This window comes from Microbacterium sp., from assembly GCF_031180975.1.
Lineage (GTDB): Bacteria > Actinomycetota > Actinomycetes > Actinomycetales > Microbacteriaceae > Microbacterium.
On record NZ_JAPSLI010000003.1, the window covers coordinates 12994 to 29345 of the forward strand.

The 16352-nt window shown below is 70.5% G+C and carries 16 protein-coding genes and 1 tRNA gene; 13 read left to right on the forward strand and 4 right to left on the reverse strand.

The features are described from left to right. Window positions 1-50 precede the first annotated feature (50 nt). From RIF65_RS04815 to RIF65_RS04870, 12 genes are all read left to right on the forward strand, one after another. Window positions 51-1745, forward strand: a complete 1695-nt coding sequence (locus tag RIF65_RS04815; RefSeq protein ID WP_309066845.1) for a CTP synthase — start codon at window positions 51-53, stop codon at window positions 1743-1745. Then, a complete protein-coding gene (locus RIF65_RS04820; protein ID WP_309066844.1) occupies window positions 1738-2307 on the forward strand; it encodes an NUDIX hydrolase in 570 nt (189 codons plus the stop codon). Before RIF65_RS04815 ends, RIF65_RS04820 begins: the two co-directional genes overlap by 8 nt. A gap of 2 nt (window positions 2308-2309) precedes the next feature. Then, window positions 2310-3212, forward strand: coding sequence for a site-specific tyrosine recombinase XerD (gene xerD / locus RIF65_RS04825; RefSeq protein WP_309066843.1), 903 nt, complete (start codon window positions 2310-2312; stop codon window positions 3210-3212). An 85-nt stretch (window positions 3213-3297) separates the two neighbouring features. Next, window positions 3298-4188 (forward strand): ParA family protein, encoded by an 891-nt coding sequence (locus RIF65_RS04830; protein WP_309066842.1) that lies wholly within the window; start codon window positions 3298-3300, stop codon window positions 4186-4188. Next, window positions 4172-4993 (forward strand): segregation and condensation protein A, encoded by an 822-nt coding sequence (locus RIF65_RS04835; protein ID WP_309066841.1) that lies wholly within the window; start codon window positions 4172-4174, stop codon window positions 4991-4993. Before RIF65_RS04830 ends, RIF65_RS04835 begins: the two co-directional genes overlap by 17 nt. Further along, the gene (gene scpB / locus RIF65_RS04840) at window positions 4983-5582 is read left to right on the forward strand and encodes an SMC-Scp complex subunit ScpB (RefSeq protein WP_309066840.1); all 600 of its coding nucleotides are present in this window, start codon (window positions 4983-4985) and stop codon (window positions 5580-5582) included. Before RIF65_RS04835 ends, scpB begins: the two co-directional genes overlap by 11 nt. Next, window positions 5579-6364 carry a pseudouridine synthase gene (locus tag RIF65_RS04845; protein WP_309066839.1) on the forward strand — a complete coding sequence of 262 codons (786 nt, stop codon included), beginning with the start codon at window positions 5579-5581 and terminating at the stop codon, window positions 6362-6364. The genes scpB and RIF65_RS04845 overlap by 4 nt, the downstream gene beginning before the upstream one ends. Then, window positions 6361-7500: a prephenate dehydrogenase gene (locus tag RIF65_RS04850; protein ID WP_375142127.1), complete on the forward strand. Its 1140-nt coding sequence runs from the start codon at window positions 6361-6363 to the stop codon at window positions 7498-7500. The genes RIF65_RS04845 and RIF65_RS04850 overlap by 4 nt, the downstream gene beginning before the upstream one ends. Continuing rightward, window positions 7493-8188, forward strand: coding sequence for a (d)CMP kinase (gene cmk, locus RIF65_RS04855; protein WP_309066838.1), 696 nt, complete (start codon window positions 7493-7495; stop codon window positions 8186-8188). The genes RIF65_RS04850 and cmk overlap by 8 nt, the downstream gene beginning before the upstream one ends. Beyond that, a complete protein-coding gene (gene der / locus RIF65_RS04860; RefSeq protein ID WP_309066837.1) occupies window positions 8181-9701 on the forward strand; it encodes a ribosome biogenesis GTPase Der in 1521 nt (506 codons plus the stop codon). The genes cmk and der overlap by 8 nt, the downstream gene beginning before the upstream one ends. 95 nt (window positions 9702-9796) lie before the next feature. Next, on the forward strand, window positions 9797-10870 hold the full coding sequence (locus RIF65_RS04865; protein ID WP_309066836.1) for a Glu/Leu/Phe/Val dehydrogenase family protein: 1074 nt from the start codon (window positions 9797-9799) through the stop codon (window positions 10868-10870). Between the two features lie 70 nt (window positions 10871-10940). Then, window positions 10941-12038 (forward strand): NUDIX domain-containing protein, encoded by a 1098-nt coding sequence (locus tag RIF65_RS04870; protein WP_309066835.1) that lies wholly within the window; start codon window positions 10941-10943, stop codon window positions 12036-12038. 103 nt (window positions 12039-12141) lie between these two features. Here RIF65_RS04870 and RIF65_RS04875 read toward each other — a convergent pair whose 3' ends face one another. From RIF65_RS04875 to RIF65_RS04890, 4 genes are read right to left on the reverse strand one after another with little or no spacing between them, the layout of a single operon-like run. Further along, the gene (locus RIF65_RS04875; protein ID WP_309066834.1) at window positions 12142-14196 is read right to left on the reverse strand and encodes an HNH endonuclease signature motif containing protein; all 2055 of its coding nucleotides are present in this window, start codon (window positions 14194-14196) and stop codon (window positions 12142-12144) included. Between the two features lie 54 nt (window positions 14197-14250). Then, on the reverse strand, window positions 14251-14625 hold the full coding sequence (locus RIF65_RS04880) for an RNA-binding S4 domain-containing protein (RefSeq protein ID WP_309066860.1): 375 nt from the start codon (window positions 14623-14625) through the stop codon (window positions 14251-14253). Then, window positions 14622-14966, reverse strand: a complete 345-nt coding sequence (locus RIF65_RS04885) for a lysoplasmalogenase family protein (RefSeq protein WP_309066833.1) — start codon at window positions 14964-14966, stop codon at window positions 14622-14624. The genes RIF65_RS04880 and RIF65_RS04885 overlap by 4 nt, the downstream gene beginning before the upstream one ends. 42 nt (window positions 14967-15008) lie before the next feature. Beyond that, on the reverse strand, window positions 15009-15593 hold the full coding sequence (locus RIF65_RS04890) for a GNAT family N-acetyltransferase (RefSeq protein WP_309066832.1): 585 nt from the start codon (window positions 15591-15593) through the stop codon (window positions 15009-15011). A gap of 132 nt (window positions 15594-15725) precedes the next feature. Between RIF65_RS04890 and RIF65_RS04895 the strand changes: the two genes are divergently transcribed. Further along, a tRNA-Pro gene (locus tag RIF65_RS04895) sits at window positions 15726-15799 on the forward strand. The last annotated feature ends 553 nt before the right edge of the window (window positions 15800-16352 follow it).

A 16352-nucleotide genomic window follows, 5' to 3' on the forward strand; every position in this document is an offset into this window, starting at 1 on the left:
CGTGTCCAACCCGCGCTCTCCGGCCGGGGCTGATAGGATCGAAGCCCGTGATGAACTCTTCCACCGCGGGGAACGCGAACGACAACCCGACCACGACGAAGCACATCTTCGTGACAGGCGGTGTCGTCTCCTCGCTGGGCAAGGGGCTCACCGCGGCCAGCCTGGGCAACCTCCTCACCGCGCGCGGTCTGCGCGTCGTGATGCAGAAGCTCGACCCGTATCTGAACGTGGACCCGGGCACGATGAACCCGTTCCAGCACGGCGAGGTCTTCGTCACCGACGACGGCGCCGAGACCGACCTGGACATCGGGCACTACGAGCGCTTCCTCGACATCAACCTGTCGCAGGCCGCCAACGTCACCACCGGTCAGATCTACTCCCAGGTGATCGCGCGTGAGCGTCGCGGCGAGTACCTCGGCGACACCGTGCAGGTCATCCCGCACATCACCGACGAGATCAAGCGCCGCATGCGGCTGCAGGCCACCGAGGAGCCCCGCCCCGACGTCATCATCACCGAGGTCGGCGGCACCGTCGGCGACATCGAGTCGCAGCCGTTCCTGGAGGCCGCCCGCCAGCTGCGCCACGAACTGAGCCGCGACAACGTGTTCTTCGTGCACGTGTCGCTGGTGCCGTTCATGGGCGCGTCGGGCGAGCAGAAGACGAAACCGACGCAGCACTCCGTCGCGGCGCTGCGCCAGCTCGGCATCCAGCCCGACGCGCTGGTGCTGCGCAGCGACCGCCCGGTGAGCGAGAGCAACCGCAACAAGATCGCGCTGATGTGCGACGTCGACGCCGAGGGCGTCATCAACACCGTCGACCTGCCCAGCATCTACGACATCCCGTCCACGCTGAACGACCAGGGCCTGGACTCGTACATCGTGCGCCGCCTCGGGCTCGCCGCCGGCGAGGTCGACTGGTCGCGCTGGCAGAAGGTGCTGCACGCCGTGCACAACCCCAAGCTCGAGGTCACCATCGGCCTGGTCGGCAAGTACATCGACCTGCCGGACGCCTACCTGTCGGTCACAGAGGCGCTCAAGGCCGGCGGCTTCGCGCAGGAGACCAAGGTCAACATCCGGTGGATCCCGTCCGACTCGTGCGAGACGCCCGAGGGCGCGGCCAAGGCGCTCGCCGACCTCGACGGCATCTGCGTCCCCGGCGGCTTCGGCATCCGCGGCATCGAGGGCAAGCTCGGCGCGCTGCGCTTCGCCCGCGAGCAGGGCATCCCCACGCTCGGCCTGTGCCTCGGCCTGCAGTGCATGGTCATCGAGTACGCCCGCAACGTCGCCGGCATCGACGGTGCCTCCTCGACCGAGTTCGACCCGGAAACCGCCGAGCCGGTCATCGCCACCATGGCGGAGCAGGTCGAGATCCTCGACGGCGGCGACCTCGGCGGCACCATGCGCCTCGGCCTGTACGAGGCGGCGCTCGGCGAGGGCACCCTGGCCCGTGAGCTGTACGGCGCGGACGTGGCGTCCGAGCGGCACCGCCACCGTTACGAGGTCAACAACACGTACCGTCCGCGGCTGGCCGAGGCCGGGCTGTCGTTCTCGGGGCTGAACCCCGACCTCGACCTGGTCGAGTACGTGGAGCTGCCGCGCGACGTGCACCCGTTCTACATCGCCACGCAGGCGCACCCCGAGCTGCGCTCGCGGCCCACCTCACCGCACCCGCTGTTCCGCGGCCTGGTCGCCGCGGCCATCGACCGTCACCGTGCGAGCGAGCTGTTCAGCGAAGACGATGCCTGATCTCCGCGACGAGCCGTTCGAACCGGAGGTGCTCAGCAGCGACCTCGTGTTCGAAGGGGCCGTCTGGGACGTCCGCGACGACCGGGTGCGCTACGGCGACGGCGAGATCCGCCGTCAGTACGTGGCACACACCGGCGCCGTGGCGATCGTCGCCCTCGACGACGCCGGCCGCGTGCTGCTGATCCAGCAGTACCGGCATCCGATCCGCCACCGCGACTGGGAGCTGCCCGCCGGCCTGCTCGACGTGGCGGGGGAGGAGCCGCTCGTCGCCGCACAGCGGGAGCTGGCGGAGGAGGCCGACCTCGTCGCCGCGCACTGGGAGCCGCTGCTGTCGTCGTGGACGACCCCCGGCGGCAACGACGAGATGATCCACCTGTTCCTCGCCACCGGGATCTCCGACGCCGACACGGCGCACGCCCGGATCGACGAGGAGGCCGACATCCGCGTCGAGTGGGTGCCGCTGGCGGATGCCGTGGACGGCGTGCTGTCCGGCCGGCTGCACAACGGCATCCTGTCGCTCGGGGTGCTGGCGGCATCGCACCGGCTGCGCGACCGGAGCTGACCGTGCGGCTCGATCGGGCCCTGGACGCGTACCTGCGGCATGTCACGATCGAGCGCGGCCTGTCCGCGCACACCGTCGCCGCCTACCGGCGCGACCTGGGCGGCTACCTGGACTGGCTCGCCGAGCGTGGGATCGAGACGACGGATGCCGTCACCGCGGCCGTCGTGAGCGACTTCGTCGCCGAGCGCTCGCGCGCCGAACCCCCGCCGGCCGCCACCAGCCTCGCCCGGCTGCAGTCGTCGGTGCGCGGGTGGCACCGTTTTCTGGCCAGGGAAGGCATCGAACCCGACGACCCGAGCGCCCGACTGCGGCCGCCGAAGACGCCGCAGCGGCTGCCGAAAGCGCTCACCATCGACCAGGTGGAACGGTTGCTGGCCGCCCCGTCCGCCGACGAGCCGATCGGCATCCGGGACCGCGCCCTGCTCGAACTGCTGTACGCGACCGGCGCGCGTGTCTCGGAGGCGGTGACGCTCGACGTCGACGACCTCTCCTACGGCGACGTGCTGCGGCTGCGAGGGAAAGGCGACAAGGAGCGCATCGTGCCGGTCGGCTCGTACGCCCGCGCTGCCGTGGACGCCTACCTCACACGCGTGCGCCCTGCCCTGGCGGCGAAGGGCAGGGCGACGTCGCGGCTGTTCCTCGGCGCCCGCGGTGTGCCCCTGTCGCGGCAGAGCGCCTGGCTGGTGATCCGATCGGCCGCGGAGCGTGCGCAGATCACCGCGGAGGTGTCGCCGCACACCCTGCGGCACTCGTTCGCGACGCACCTGCTGCAGGGCGGCGCGGACGTGCGGGTGGTGCAGGAGCTGCTCGGACACGCGTCGGTGGCGACGACCCAGATCTACACGCACGTCTCGGTGGATGCGTTGCGCGACGTCTACGCGACCTCGCACCCGCGCGCACGCTGAGACGCAACGGCGGCCCCGCCGCGCGCCGGGAAGGCGGCGAAAGGGCCTGCCGCTACAATCGACCAAGCACGGAAGGCGGGAAACGGTGGCGCAGAAAGCGGCGAAGTCCAGGTCCAGGGCGACGAAGGGGGACGACACCCCCATCGGCCCGACCGGTCGCCCGTACCGCGGGTTCCCCACCCCGCCGCCGCTCGACTCGCACGGGCCGGCGCGGATCATCGCGCTGTGCAACCAGAAGGGCGGCGTCGGCAAGACGACCACCTCGATCAACCTGGCCGCGTCGCTCGCCGAGTACGGCCGCAAGGTGCTGGCCGTGGACTTCGACCCGCAGGGCGCCCTGTCGGCAGGTCTCGGCATCCAGACCCACGACGTGCCCACCGTGTACGACCTGCTGCTGGACACCAAGCGCGACGCGCACGAGGCGATCGTGGCGTCCGCGACGCCCGGCCTCGACGTGCTGCCGGCGAACATCGACCTGTCCGCCGCCGAGGTGCACCTCGTGAACGAGGTGGCCCGTGAGACGATCCTGTCCCGCGTGCTGCGTCAGGTCACCGGCGAGTACGACGTCATCCTCATCGACTGCCAGCCCTCGCTGGGACTGCTCACCGTGAACGCGCTCACCGCCGCGCACGGCGTGCTCATCCCGCTCGAGTGCGAGTTCTTCGCCCTGCGCGGCGTGGCGCTGCTGATCGAGACCATCGACAAAGTGCGCGACCGACTGAACCCGGCCATCAAGCTGGACGGCCTGTTGGCCACCATGTACGACCCGCGCACGCTGCACTCCCGCGAGGTGCTCGAGCGGGTGGTGGAGGCGTTCGGGGACGACGTGCTGGAGACCGTGATCGGCCGCACCGTGAAGTTCCCCGACGCCTCGGTGTCGGGCGTCCCGATCACCGAGTTCGCGCCGGAGCACGCCGCCGCCCAGGCGTACCTGCGACTGGCGCGGGAGCTGGTCGCCCGTGGCGCCGTCGCCTGAGGACCTCTCCGTCGTCGGGGCCGGCGAAGGGTTCCGCGTCTCCCTCGCCAACTTCGACGGCCCGTTCGACCTGCTGCTGAACCTCATCTCCAAGCACGAACTCGACATCACCGAGGTGTCGCTGAGCAAGGTCACCGACGAGTTCATCTCGTACTTGAAAGACCTCGACGGTGAGAAGGAGCTCGACCAGGCTTCCGAGTTCCTCGTCGTCGCCGCCACGCTCCTCGACATGAAGGTGGCCGGTCTGCTGCCGCAGGGCGAGCTGGTCGACGCCGAATCGGTGGCGCTGCTCGAGGCCCGCGACCTGCTGTTCGCGCGGCTGCTGCAGTACCGCGCGTTCAAAGAGGTCTCGGCCTGGTTCGCCCGTTGCCTGCAGCGCGAGGACCGGCGGCACGTACGCGCCGTCCCGCTCGACGAGAAGCACCGCCGCAAGACGCCGGAGCTGGTGTGGTCGCTGAGCAAGGAGGACTTCGCGGCGCTCGCGATGCTCGCGTTCGCCCCGAAGGAGATCCCCACCGTGGGGCTCGACCACCTGCACGCACCGCTGGTCAGCATCCGCGAGCAGGCGGCGATCGTCGTGACGCTGCTGCGCAGCAGCGAGTCGCTGACCTTCCGCGAGCTGGTGACGGGGGTGACCGAGCCGGGCATCGTCGTGGCCCGCTTCATCTCGGTGCTCGAGCTGTACCGCCACGCCGCACTGTCGTTCGAACAGCTCGAACCGCTCGGAGAGCTCACCCTGCGCTGGTCGGCCGACAGCTGGTCGGACGAGCAGCTGGCCACGTTGGGAGCCGACTATGACCGTTGAAGGGACCACGATGGAGGAGGATGTCGTTCTCGAGACGCCGCTCGCCGAGCGTGTCGAGGCGATCCTGATGATCGTCGATGAGCCGATCGGGCTGGTCGCGCTGGCCGCGGCCGTGCACGCGCCGGTGGCGGCGGTGGGGCAGACGCTGGAGCGGCTGGTCGAGGACTACGACGGCCGCGGCTCCGGGCCGCGGCGCGGATTCGAGCTGCGGGAGGTCGGGGGCGGTTGGCGGTTCTACGTCCGTGAGGACCACGACGACCTCGTCGCCGACTTCGTCGGCGGGCAGGCGCCGGCGCGGCTCTCCCAGGCGGCACTGGAGACGCTCGCCGTGATCGCCTACAAGCAGCCGGTCACCCGGGGGCAGGTCGCCTCCATCCGCGCCGTCAACGTCGATTCCGTCGTGCGCACCCTCCTCGCCCGCCGCCTCATCACCGAGCTGTTCGCCGACGCCGAGACCGGCGCGATCAACTACGGCACCACCGACGCGCTGCTCGAGCACCTCGGCATCAACTCTCTCGACGAGCTGCCGCCCATCTCGCCGCTGCTCGACGACGGCGCCGACGGCTTCGACGAAGGGACGTTGCGATGACCGACCCTCAGCCCGACGGCATCCGCCTGCAGAAGGCGCTCGCGAACGCCGGCGTCGCCTCGCGCCGGGTGATCGAGCAGTACATCGTCGAGGGGCGCATCCGCGTGAACGGTCGCACCGTCACCGAGCTCGGCACCCGCATCGACCCCGAGCACGACCTGGTCGACGTCGACGGCACGGCCGTGCAGCTCGACGTCTCCAAGCGGTACGTGATGCTCAACAAGCCCACCGGTGTCGTCAGCTCGATGAAGGACGAGAAGGGGCGGCCGGACCTGCGCCGCTTCACCAAGGACTGGCCGGAGCGGCTGTACAACGTCGGACGGCTGGACGCCGAGACCAGCGGGTTGCTCATCCTCACCAACGACGGCGAGCTCGCCCATGTGCTGGCGCACCCGTCGTTCGGCGTCATCAAGGTGTACATCGCCAAGGTGGAGGGAACGGTCACCGCCCAGACCATCGCACGCCTGACCCGCGGCATCGAGCTCGAGGACGGTCCGATCCAGGCTGACAAGGCCCGACTGATGGACGTGTCGCAGGGGGCGAGTCTGGTCGAGCTGACCCTGCACTCCGGGCGCAACCGGATCGTCCGGCGCATGATGGCGGCCGTCGGCCATCCCGTCATCGAACTGGTGCGGCGACAGTTCGGCCCGCTGCACCTGGGAACGCTCCCGGCCGGCAAGGCCCGCGAGCTGACTAAAATCGAACGTGGTGCGCTGCTGACTCTCGCGCGCCAGGATTCCCCTGCGGACGCGGGTGCGAACGACAAGCAGGAGACCGAGTGACCCCCTCTCTTCCGCCGCGCACGGACGTCGTGCCGGCACCCGGCGTCGCGCCGCGCGTCTCGGGGACCGTGCGCATCGTCGGGGCGGGTCTGCTCGGATCCAGCATCGGGCACGCCCTGCGCGCCAAGGGCGTGGACGTGGTGCTTGCGGACGCCTCGCCGGCACAGCTGCGCCTGGCCATCGACTACGGCGCCGGCCGCGCCGAGCGCGTCGACGACAGCCCCGCGCTGATCGTCGTCGCCGTGCCGCCGGATGTCACCGCTGACGTGATACAGGCCGAGCTCGAGCGGTACCCGGATGCCGTCGTCACCGACGTCGCCAGCGTCAAGCTGGAACCGTTCCACCAACTCATCCGCCGCGGCGTCGACCTGACCCGCTACATCGGATCGCACCCGCTCGCCGGGCGTGAGCGCGGCGGCGCCATCTCGGCGCGCGCCGACCTGTTCATCGGCCGCCCCTGGGTGGTGTGCCGCGACGAGCAGACCCGCGCCGCGGACCTCGCTCTGGTCGAGGCGCTCGCGCTGGACCTCGGCGCGATGCCGCTGGAGATGACCCCGGAGGAGCACGACCGCTCGGTCGCGCTCACCTCGCACGTGCCGCAGGTGGTGGCCAGCCTGCTCGCCGCCCGCCTCGCGGCCGCCGACGAGGGTGCCCTGCGTCTGGCGGGTCAGGGCGTGCGGGACACCACGCGCATTGCGGCATCCGCTCCCGAGCTGTGGGTGCAGATCCTCAGCGCCAACGCCGAGCCGGTCGTGGAAGTGCTCGACGCGCTGGCCGACGACCTGCGCGGGGTGGCCGACGCGCTGCGCGATCCCGAGGCACCCGGCGCCCGTCGCACGGTGGCGGATGCCATCCGGCAGGGCAACGAGGGCGTGGAGCGGCTCCCCGGCAAGCACGGCCAGAACCGCCGCTTCGAGCAACTCGTCGTCATGGTGGACGACACCCCCGGTCAGCTGGGGCGTCTCTTCGGAGAGCTCGGCGAACTCGGCGTCAACGTCGAGGACCTGCGGCTCGAGCACTCGCCGGGTGCGCAGTTCGGTCTCGCCGAGATCAGCGTCGCGCCCGCGTCGCTGCGCGGCGCGATCGAAGGACTCGAGGAACGCGGATGGCGGATTGCGGGGAACACCAATGACTGACGTGCACCGTTTCATTGCGATCGACGGCCCGGCCGGCTCCGGCAAATCCAGCGTCTCGAAGGCGGTCGCCCGCCGGCTCGGCTTCGGCTATCTGGACACCGGCGCCGCCTACCGGGCGCTCGCCTGGCACGTGCTGGAGAGCGGGGCCGACACGGCGGATGCCGAGGCGGTGCGCCGTGCGGCATCCGACTTCCCGCTCGTGCAGCGACTCGACCCCGACGACCGCCGCGTGCTGGTCGGCGAGGTGGACGTCACCGACGCGATCCGTGAGCCGCGGGTGTCGTCGGCGGTGAGCGGTGTGGCCCGCGTGCCAGAGGTGCGCGCGCAGGTCAACGACATGTTCCGCCGCGTCGTCGCCGAGGCCGAGTACCCGGCCGTCGTCGTGGAAGGCAGGGACATCACCACGGTCGTCGCACCGGACGCGCCCGTGCGCATCCTGCTGACCGCGGCACCCGAGGTGCGCGCCGCGCGCCGCGCCGCCGAACTGGCGGGCGAGAACGCGGCGGCGGTCGCCGAGGCGCTGCACAAGCGTGACGCCTCCGACAGCAGCGTCGTCGACTTCCTGAACGCCGCCCCCGGCGTGGACGTCGTCGACTCGACAGAACTTGATTTCGCGCAGACCATCGATGCCGTACTCTCGGTCATCGCTCGGCGGCGCAGTGTGGAAAGAGGAACGGACAATGGCTGAGGACGAGTACGAAGGCGCGCCCGACCAGCTCGCGGAGAAGATGGCCGAGCTAGACGAGGAGCTCGCCGAACAGCGTGCCGCGGCGCTGCGCGCCTCCCTCGCCGACTACGAGCTCGAGGACGAGGATGCCGACCTCCTGGAGGGCGTCACGCGTGGCGAGGACGGCATCGAGTACCTGCCCGCGCTGCCCGTTGTCGCGATCGTGGGACGCCCGAACGTGGGGAAGTCCGCGCTGGTGAACCGCATCCTCGGCCGCCGCGAGGCCGTCGTCGAGGACACCCCTGGCGTGACCCGCGACCGGGTGACGTACAAGGCGGAGTGGATGGACCGGCGCTTCTCGCTGGTCGACACCGGCGGCTGGGAGCCCGACGCGAAGGGCATCGACCGTTCGGTCGCCGCCCAGGCGGAGGTCGCGATCGACCTGTCCGACGTGGTGCTGTTCGTCGTCGACGCGATGGTCGGCGCCACCTCGACCGACGAGCACGTCGTGCGGCTGCTGCGCAAGAGCGGCAAGCCGGTGTTCCTCGTCGCGAACAAGATCGACGATGCCCGCCACGAGCCCGAGGCGGCGGCGCTGTGGAACCTGGGTCTGGGCGAGCCGTACCCCGTCTCGGCCATCCACGGCCGCGGCGTCGCGGACCTGCTGGACGCCATCATGGCGAAGCTGCCCGACGTGTCGGCGGTGGCGAAGGCCGAGATCGGCGGCCCGCGCCGCGTGGCGATCCTAGGCCGGCCGAACGTGGGCAAGTCGTCGCTGCTGAACAAGGCGGCGGGGGAGGAGCGCGTGGTCGTCAACGACCTCGCCGGCACCACCCGCGACCCGGTGGACGAGATCGTCGAGCTGGGCGGCAAGATGTGGCGGCTGGTCGACACCGCCGGCATCCGTCGCCGCGTGCACCTGCAGCAGGGTGCCGACTTCTATGCGTCGTTGCGGACATCGGCCGCGCTGGAGAAGGCCGAAGTCGCCGTGGTCGTGCTCGACGTCAGCCAGCCGATCAGCGTGCAGGACCTGAACATCATCGACATGGTGCTCGAGTCCGGCCGCGCGCTCGTGCTCGCCTTCAACAAGTGGGATCGCCTGTTCGACGACGACATGGAGGGGCAGGACCGCCGCCGCTACCTCGAGCGCGAGATCGAGCAGGATCTCGCGCACGTGGCGTGGGCGCCGCGGGTGAACATCTCGGCGAAGACCGGCCGTCACCTCGACAAGCTGGTTCCCGCGCTCGAGAAGGCGCTGGAGAACTGGGACCGTCGCATCCCGACCGGCAAGTTCAACGCATTCCTCACCGAGCTGGTCGCCGCCCACCCGCACCCGCTGCGTGGCGGCAAGCAGCCGCGCGTGCTGTTCGGCACGCAGGCGTCGACGCGTCCGCCCACCTTCGTGCTGTTCACGACCGGCTTCCTCGACCCCGGCTACCGCCGGTTCATCCAGCGGCGCCTGCGCGAGCTGTACGAGTTCGAGGGCACCCCGATCGTCATCAACATGCGGGTCAGGGAGCGGCGCCAACGCTAGCCTCCGCGCGCGCTCTCGCGGGATAATGGGAGCGGATGCCGCAACACCGCGGCATCCGCAGCGCATGCCCACAAGGCCCGCCGAAAGAGGACGCGATGACGCACCACACCCTGCCCCTGCCCGATTTCACCCACGAGCGGGTGGAGGTGATCACCGGGCGCCGGAGCGGACTGTTCATCGCGGTGGCGCTGCATTCGTCCGTGCTGGGATCCGCCCTCGGCGGGGCGCGGCTGTGGACGTACCCGCACTGGAGCGACGCACTCGGCGACGCGCTGCGACTGTCGGCCGCGATGACGCTGAAGAACGCGGCGGCCGGCCTCGACGCCGGTGGCGGGAAGTCGGTGATCGGGCTGCCCGAGGGCACCGTGCTGGATGCCGAGCGGCGCCGTGACGCTTTCCTCGACCTCGGCGACGCCGTGGAGATGCTGGGCGGCCTGTACCGCACGGCGGAGGATGTCGGCTCGACGACCGACGACATGCTCGTCGTGAGCGAGCGGACGCAGCACGTCGTGGGGCTGCCGTCGGCGGTGGGCGGCTCGGGCGAGCCGGCCGGCCCGACCAGTCTCGGCGTGCACGCGTCGCTGCAGGCGGTACTGGAGCGGCTGACGGGTTCGCCGGATGCCGCGGGGCGGCGCATCATCATCTCCGGTCTCGGTCAGGTGGGCGGGCGGCTGGCGTCGCGTCTCGCGGACGAGGGCGCGCAGCTGATCGTCACTGACATCAACCCGGCGCGGCGCGCGTTCGCCGAGGAGCTCGGCGCGATGTGGGTGGAGCCGGGCTCCGAGCACCTGGTCGCGGCCGACGTGTTCGTCCCCGCCGGGATCGGCGGTGTGCTCACCGACGAGGTGATCGACGCGCTGGACGTGAAGGCGGTGTGCGGGCCGGCGAACAACCCGCTCGCGGACCACTCGGGTGCGGATCGTCTGGCGGAGCGCGGGATCCTGTACGCGCCGGACTTCGTCGTGAACGCCGGTGGCGTGATCTACCTCGACCTCGAGGCGAAGCACCTCGGCACCACCGAGGAGATCATGGCGCGGGTGGCGGGCATCGGCGACACGGTGCGCCGGATCCTGGACGACGCCGAGGCGCGCGGTGTCACGCCGCTGCAGGCCGCGGAGGAGCTGGCGGCGCAGCGTCTGCGCGCCGGTGCGAGCGTCGGTGTGAACTGAACTCATCCTCGTTTGTCCTTCTGGTTTTCGTTCTCGCGCGGCGGCGGCGCGGCTGTGTAAGGCTGGACGGGTGACGATCATCCCGCCTGAGCCCGGAGAGCCGCGCCGCCCCGACGGCCCGCGCGACAGCGGCGACGCCTGGGTGGTGGCGCCGACGGGCGAGAAGTACTGGGGCAGGTTCGGTGCGGCCGGCATGCTCGCCGTCGACGCGCAGCGCGGTGTGCTGCTGCAGCACCGGGTCGGCTGGAGTCACTTCGGCGGCACGTGGGGTCTGCCTGGCGGTGCGCTGCACGAGGGGGAGCCGGCGCTGGAGGGTGCGCTGCGCGAGGGTCAGGAGGAGGCCGGGATCCCCGACGGTGCGCTGCGGGCGCGGTTCTCGAGCGTGCTGTATCTCGGGTTCTGGTCGTACACGACCGTCGTCGCCGACGTGCTGGAGCCGTTCGACCCGGTGATCAGCGATCCGGAAAGTCTGGCGCTGGAGTGGGTCCCGGTGGACGAGGTGCTGTCGCGGCCGCTGCATCCCGGGTTCGGGAAGGCGTGGCCGATGCTCAGCGAGTTGCTGAGAGCCAAGCCCGCGATCGTCGTCGACGCCGCGAACGTCGTCGGGTCGGTGCCGGACGGCTGGTGGAAGGATCGGGCCGGCGCTGCCGGCCGACTGCGTGATCGTCTGGAGGGTTGGGCGCGGCAGGGCGTCGCCGCCGGCGATCTCGGCCTGGGCGGTCACCGCTGGTACCCGCCCGTCTCGTTGGTCGTCGAGGGGCAGGCGCGTCGGATCGCGGATGCCGGGGACGCGGGGGACATGGACCAGGTGTCGGGCGTGACGGATGCGGGGGATCGGGGAAACGCGGGTCGAGCGTCGGGTGTCACGAATGCCGGGGGCGCCGGCAGGGGGCGCGTTGGTGTGACGGGCGTCGGGGATGTCGCTCGTGGAGCGGTGGTTCCCGACGCTGCGGTTCCGGCGAGTGGCGCCGTGCAGCGCGTGACCGTCGTGCGGGCGGAAGCCGCCGGAGACGACGCCATCGTCGCGGAGGCCGAGCGACTTGTCGCAGCCGGAACGGACGTGACGGTCGTGACGAGCGACCGCGGCCTGCAGGACCGCATTCGGCATCTCGGAGCCGCTGTCGAGTCCGTCGGCTGGTTGCTGCGGCAGCTGCCGGACGCCCGCTGACCGAGTTGCACTTTCCTGGGCTGCACTGACCGGCGTCGACGCGGCGCGTCGTTGCCTGGCCGCCCGGCGACGTCATGGTCGGTTCGATCCTGCGCGGTACCGTTCAGGTGACCGGCGCCGGAACGGCCCATTCCGGAAGATCGGGCTCGGGTGCGTCCCAGCTCGTGCCCTCCCGCCCACTCATGCCTCCGCGGTCACCTGTTCCGTCGGCCCCACTCTGGCCCTCATGCCCACTCTGGCCCTCATGCCCACTCTGGCCCTCATGCCCACTCTCGCCCTCGAGATCAGTTGTGCCCTCGGGATCACGGGTGCACGCCGACCCAGGCGTCGGGATGAACATGACCCGGCGGGTGGGGTGGTCGGTGTAGTGGCGGCCGAGGGGGCTGGTCCAGTGGATGGAGCCGTCCGCGGTCTGACGCGCGGTCCACCGGTGTGCGTCGGGGACGTCGGGGTGTTTGAGGGCGTGGTGGGTGAGGCAGAGGTGGCTCAGGTTGTCGGTGGCGGTGGGGCCGCCGAGGGCGTGGTCGTGGTTGTGGTCGATCTGGCAGCGGTAGACGGGCATGCGGCAGCCGGGGAACCGGCAATGCTGGTCGCGGGCGCGCAGGAACCTGCGCATCGGCTCCGTGGGCGTGTAGGTGTCGGTGCTGGTGACCAGGCCGGTGGGGTCCAGGAACAGGCGGGTCCAGCCGGTGTGGTTCCCGGCAAGATGGCGGGCGATGTCCGGGTCGAGCGGCCCGTGCCCGTCGAGGGAGGCGGGGTGGTCGTCGGCGCCGGTGAGGGTGGTGGCGTTCACGGTGATCTGGATGCGGGCGGTGATGTTGCCCAGTGCGGGGCCGTGCACGGTGGACGGGTCGGTGGTGAGCAGCAGGTCGGTGAGCAGGTCCGCCCGCATCTGATCCAACGTGCGGGTATCCGCTGTGATGTGGATCACATCGGGATGATCCTCGGCGTCGGCACGCACCCGCGCCAGGATCTCCGCGACCTCGGGGTCGTTCATCCACGCGGCGGGGTCGTCGTCGACGGGCTGGTCTGCGAGCTCATCGCCGGGTGGGGACCCACGATCGGAGAACTCCCCGTATCCGGGCGGTGGGGGTGGGAAGGGGTCGGTGGTGAACGTGTCCCCGTCACCGAAGATCACGTCCGCGGGATCGCCCGCCTCACCGCCGGTTGTGTCGCGGCTGGTGTCGGCGACGTTGTGCGAGCCGGTCGCAGCGTCCGCAGAAATGTCCTCCGTCTCGGCGGCGCTTCCATCCGCTCCGCCGGCCCCGGCGTCCTCGCGGTGGTCCGCCTCGCCGGCCTCCGCGTCACTGTTCTCCGCGTCACGGGCCTCCGTGGCGTCGGTCTCGGCGTCTGCTTCCGGCGCCTCCGCCTCCGCGCGCCCGGCCGCGGCCTCGAACTCGTCGTCGTCGGTGATGACCGGTTCGGGTTCGTCCTGTGCGGCGTCGGTGTGGGCGCGGTGTTCGGCTTCGGCGAGGCGGATGGCGAGCAGGATGGCGTCGATGTCGGGTTCCCGGTCGGCTTCCTGCGCGATGCGGGTGAGCCGGTCATGGATCGCCACCGCGAGATACTCCGGCAGGATCGCGGTCAACAACGCCAACCCGTCCCCGACGGAGCGCACCGTCACGGCGCGTTCGGCTTTGGCGTTGCGGTGCCGTTCGGTCACGCTCTGCCCGGCCAGGGCGGCGGCGACCTGCCGGGCGTGCGCCCGCGTCCGCGACGGGGAGTCGGTCTCGGCGACCACCAGCACGGCGGCCTGGTACAGGTCGATCACGTCCGGGTCGGCCTGGCCGGCGCGGATCGCGGCAGTGATCGGGGACAGGGCGCGGGCGATCTCCCGGGCATGCGCGGCGTCGATCCGACCCTCCTCGAACGCAGCCCGCACCGCGGGCAGCTCGTCCATGATGGTCACCGCGTCCAGGAACGCGTACTCGACCGCCCCCTTCGACACCCGCCCAGCCGCGGAGTACTCCGCCACCATCGACCGGTAGATCGAATCCCGATGCGCCGGATTCTCACGGATGTCCTCATCCAGCATCCGCATCCGCTCCGCCGCCAACCCCGCCAACCGAGCCTCCAACTTCGCGATCTCACGGCGAGTACGCACCCACTCATCCAGCAGCGCCTCACGCCGCTCGAGATCCAGAAGCTCCATCGCCATACCTCAAGATTAGAACGGATGTTCGGATGTGTCAAGCATCTTCTTGATGATTTTCTAGTCGTCCAGGCCCGCATCGCGACCGCGAAGCCGGTCGATCTCGCGCCGCTCACGCTTGGTCGGACGCCCTGCACCGCGGTCGCGGACGGCGACCATCGCCACCGGCTCGCGGGGCGGTGTCCGGTCTTCGTATGCCGTCACGGCTACAGGTGCGCCCACACGCTTGGACAGTGTCTGCCGCACGACGAGGATCCGATCGAAGCCGGCGATGCGCACCCGCACTTCGTCGCCGGGCTTGACGGTCTGCGCGGCCTTGATTCGATCGCCGTTGACGCGAACGTGACCGGCGCGGCAGGCTGTCGTGGCCGCCGAGCGCGTCTTGTAGACGCGAATCGCCCACAGCCAGCTGTCGATACGGACCGGTGCGGTCATCTCAGCCATCGGAGTCCTCCTTTTCGCAGGCTGCGCAGCGCACCCGCGACGATCAGTCCCTGGCCGATCGTGTACGTCAGGATGACGGCGGGACTCGTCCAGCCTGGCATCCCGTCGGGGAGGAACAGCCGGAACGCGAGGATCGAGTCGCTCGCCAGGAAGAACGCGCCGCCGATCGCCACAAGACGGCCGCAACGCGCCGAGGTCGCCGCGGTACCGGCCGGCACCAGACCGTACGCGGCGAGAGGGCTCTGGACCGCGAGCGTGACGACGTGGACGGCCGCGACGACGATGTACGGCACACAGCTGAGGGTGTTGGCGAGTCGGATGCCGCGGCGCATGCCTTCATCGTAGGAGCGGGCACTGACATCGTCCGCGCCTGGTCAGGACGTCAGTTCGCGCCTCACCAGGACGCGTCCGCCGGTGAGTCTGCCGGCCTGCCGGAAGCCCTGCGCGAGGAAAGTGGACAGGGTTCCGTGGAAGAGGTCGTTGGACCGATGCTGCCCCTCCGACGTGTCGACGGGGTACGCCTCGATGAGGCGCGCGCCCGATGTCGCGGCGTAGTCGACCGCGGCGCGTAGGAGTTGGGCGTTGAGTCCCAGTCCGCGATGGTCGCGGCGGACGACGAAACAGGTCACCGCCCAGACCGAGGAATCGTCCAGAGGCTCGGCCGTCGTCGCGACGATCGCTCGGGTGCGCAGGATCCGCTGCTGCTCGGATCGCGGCCCGATGCGGATCCAGCCGGCGGGGGAGCCGTCGACGTAGGCGACGAGCCCGGGTGGCGGGCCGGTGCGGATTTCGTCGCGGAGCATCTCGCGCCGCTGCTCGACCGTGGTCGCGTTCCAGTCCTTGTTGCTGATGACCGGCCAGATGCACTGGCAGCTGCGCGCGTCGCCGCCGCCCGAGAACGAGTGCTGCACGTCGTCCCAGCGGTCGATGGTCGCCGGCTCTGTCGTGATGGTCGCCATGTCGGGCAAGCTACGCCCCACCTCAGACATCGGCAAGGGCGCGGTCGCGCCACGCCCGAGGGTGCCGGTTCGCGAGCCTTCTGGCGGTCGGCTAGGATAGGGGAGTTGCCCGCGCGCAAGCGCGGTTGTCCACGGGCTGTGGCGCAGCTTGGTAGCGCACTTGACTGGGGGTCAAGGGGTCGCAGGTTCAAATCCTGTCAGCCCGACAAAAACCCCGATCAGAAGGTAATTCTGATCGGGGTTTCCTCGTCTTTTGCGCGCGATGTCACCGCAGGTGTCACCAGCAAAAGGCCAATGTCACCGCGACACGCGCGGCCTGTTTTGGAGCGCTGTCTCCCAAGATAGCGCTCTTGGTCGCTTTGTGCCTGCATGAGTTGTTCGTTCGGAGCCTGTCTCCAAAGAGCCAAGATCTCAGGTTCAATTTGCCTTTGCTCAGGACGAACGGCACACGATAGCCACCCCCAGATCGCTCAGTGTTTCGGACGACGCCGCCGTCTACTTGGGGGAGGGGTCGGCCGCCCGAACCTGAAGAAGTGGAGCTCCGAGGGGTGGCGTGGGCCCAAGCACGCCAAGATCGGCGGCTCGGTGCTCCACCCGCCGAGCGACCTCGAGGTCTTCGTCGAATCGAAGCTGATGGCGTGATCATGTGCATCGATCTCAGTGCGATCACGGACCCGCAGTTCAACGCCGACATGGACTACGCCGCGGCCATGCAATACGCGGCTAGTGCGGTGCGTGAGCTGCTCGCCGAGGATTTGG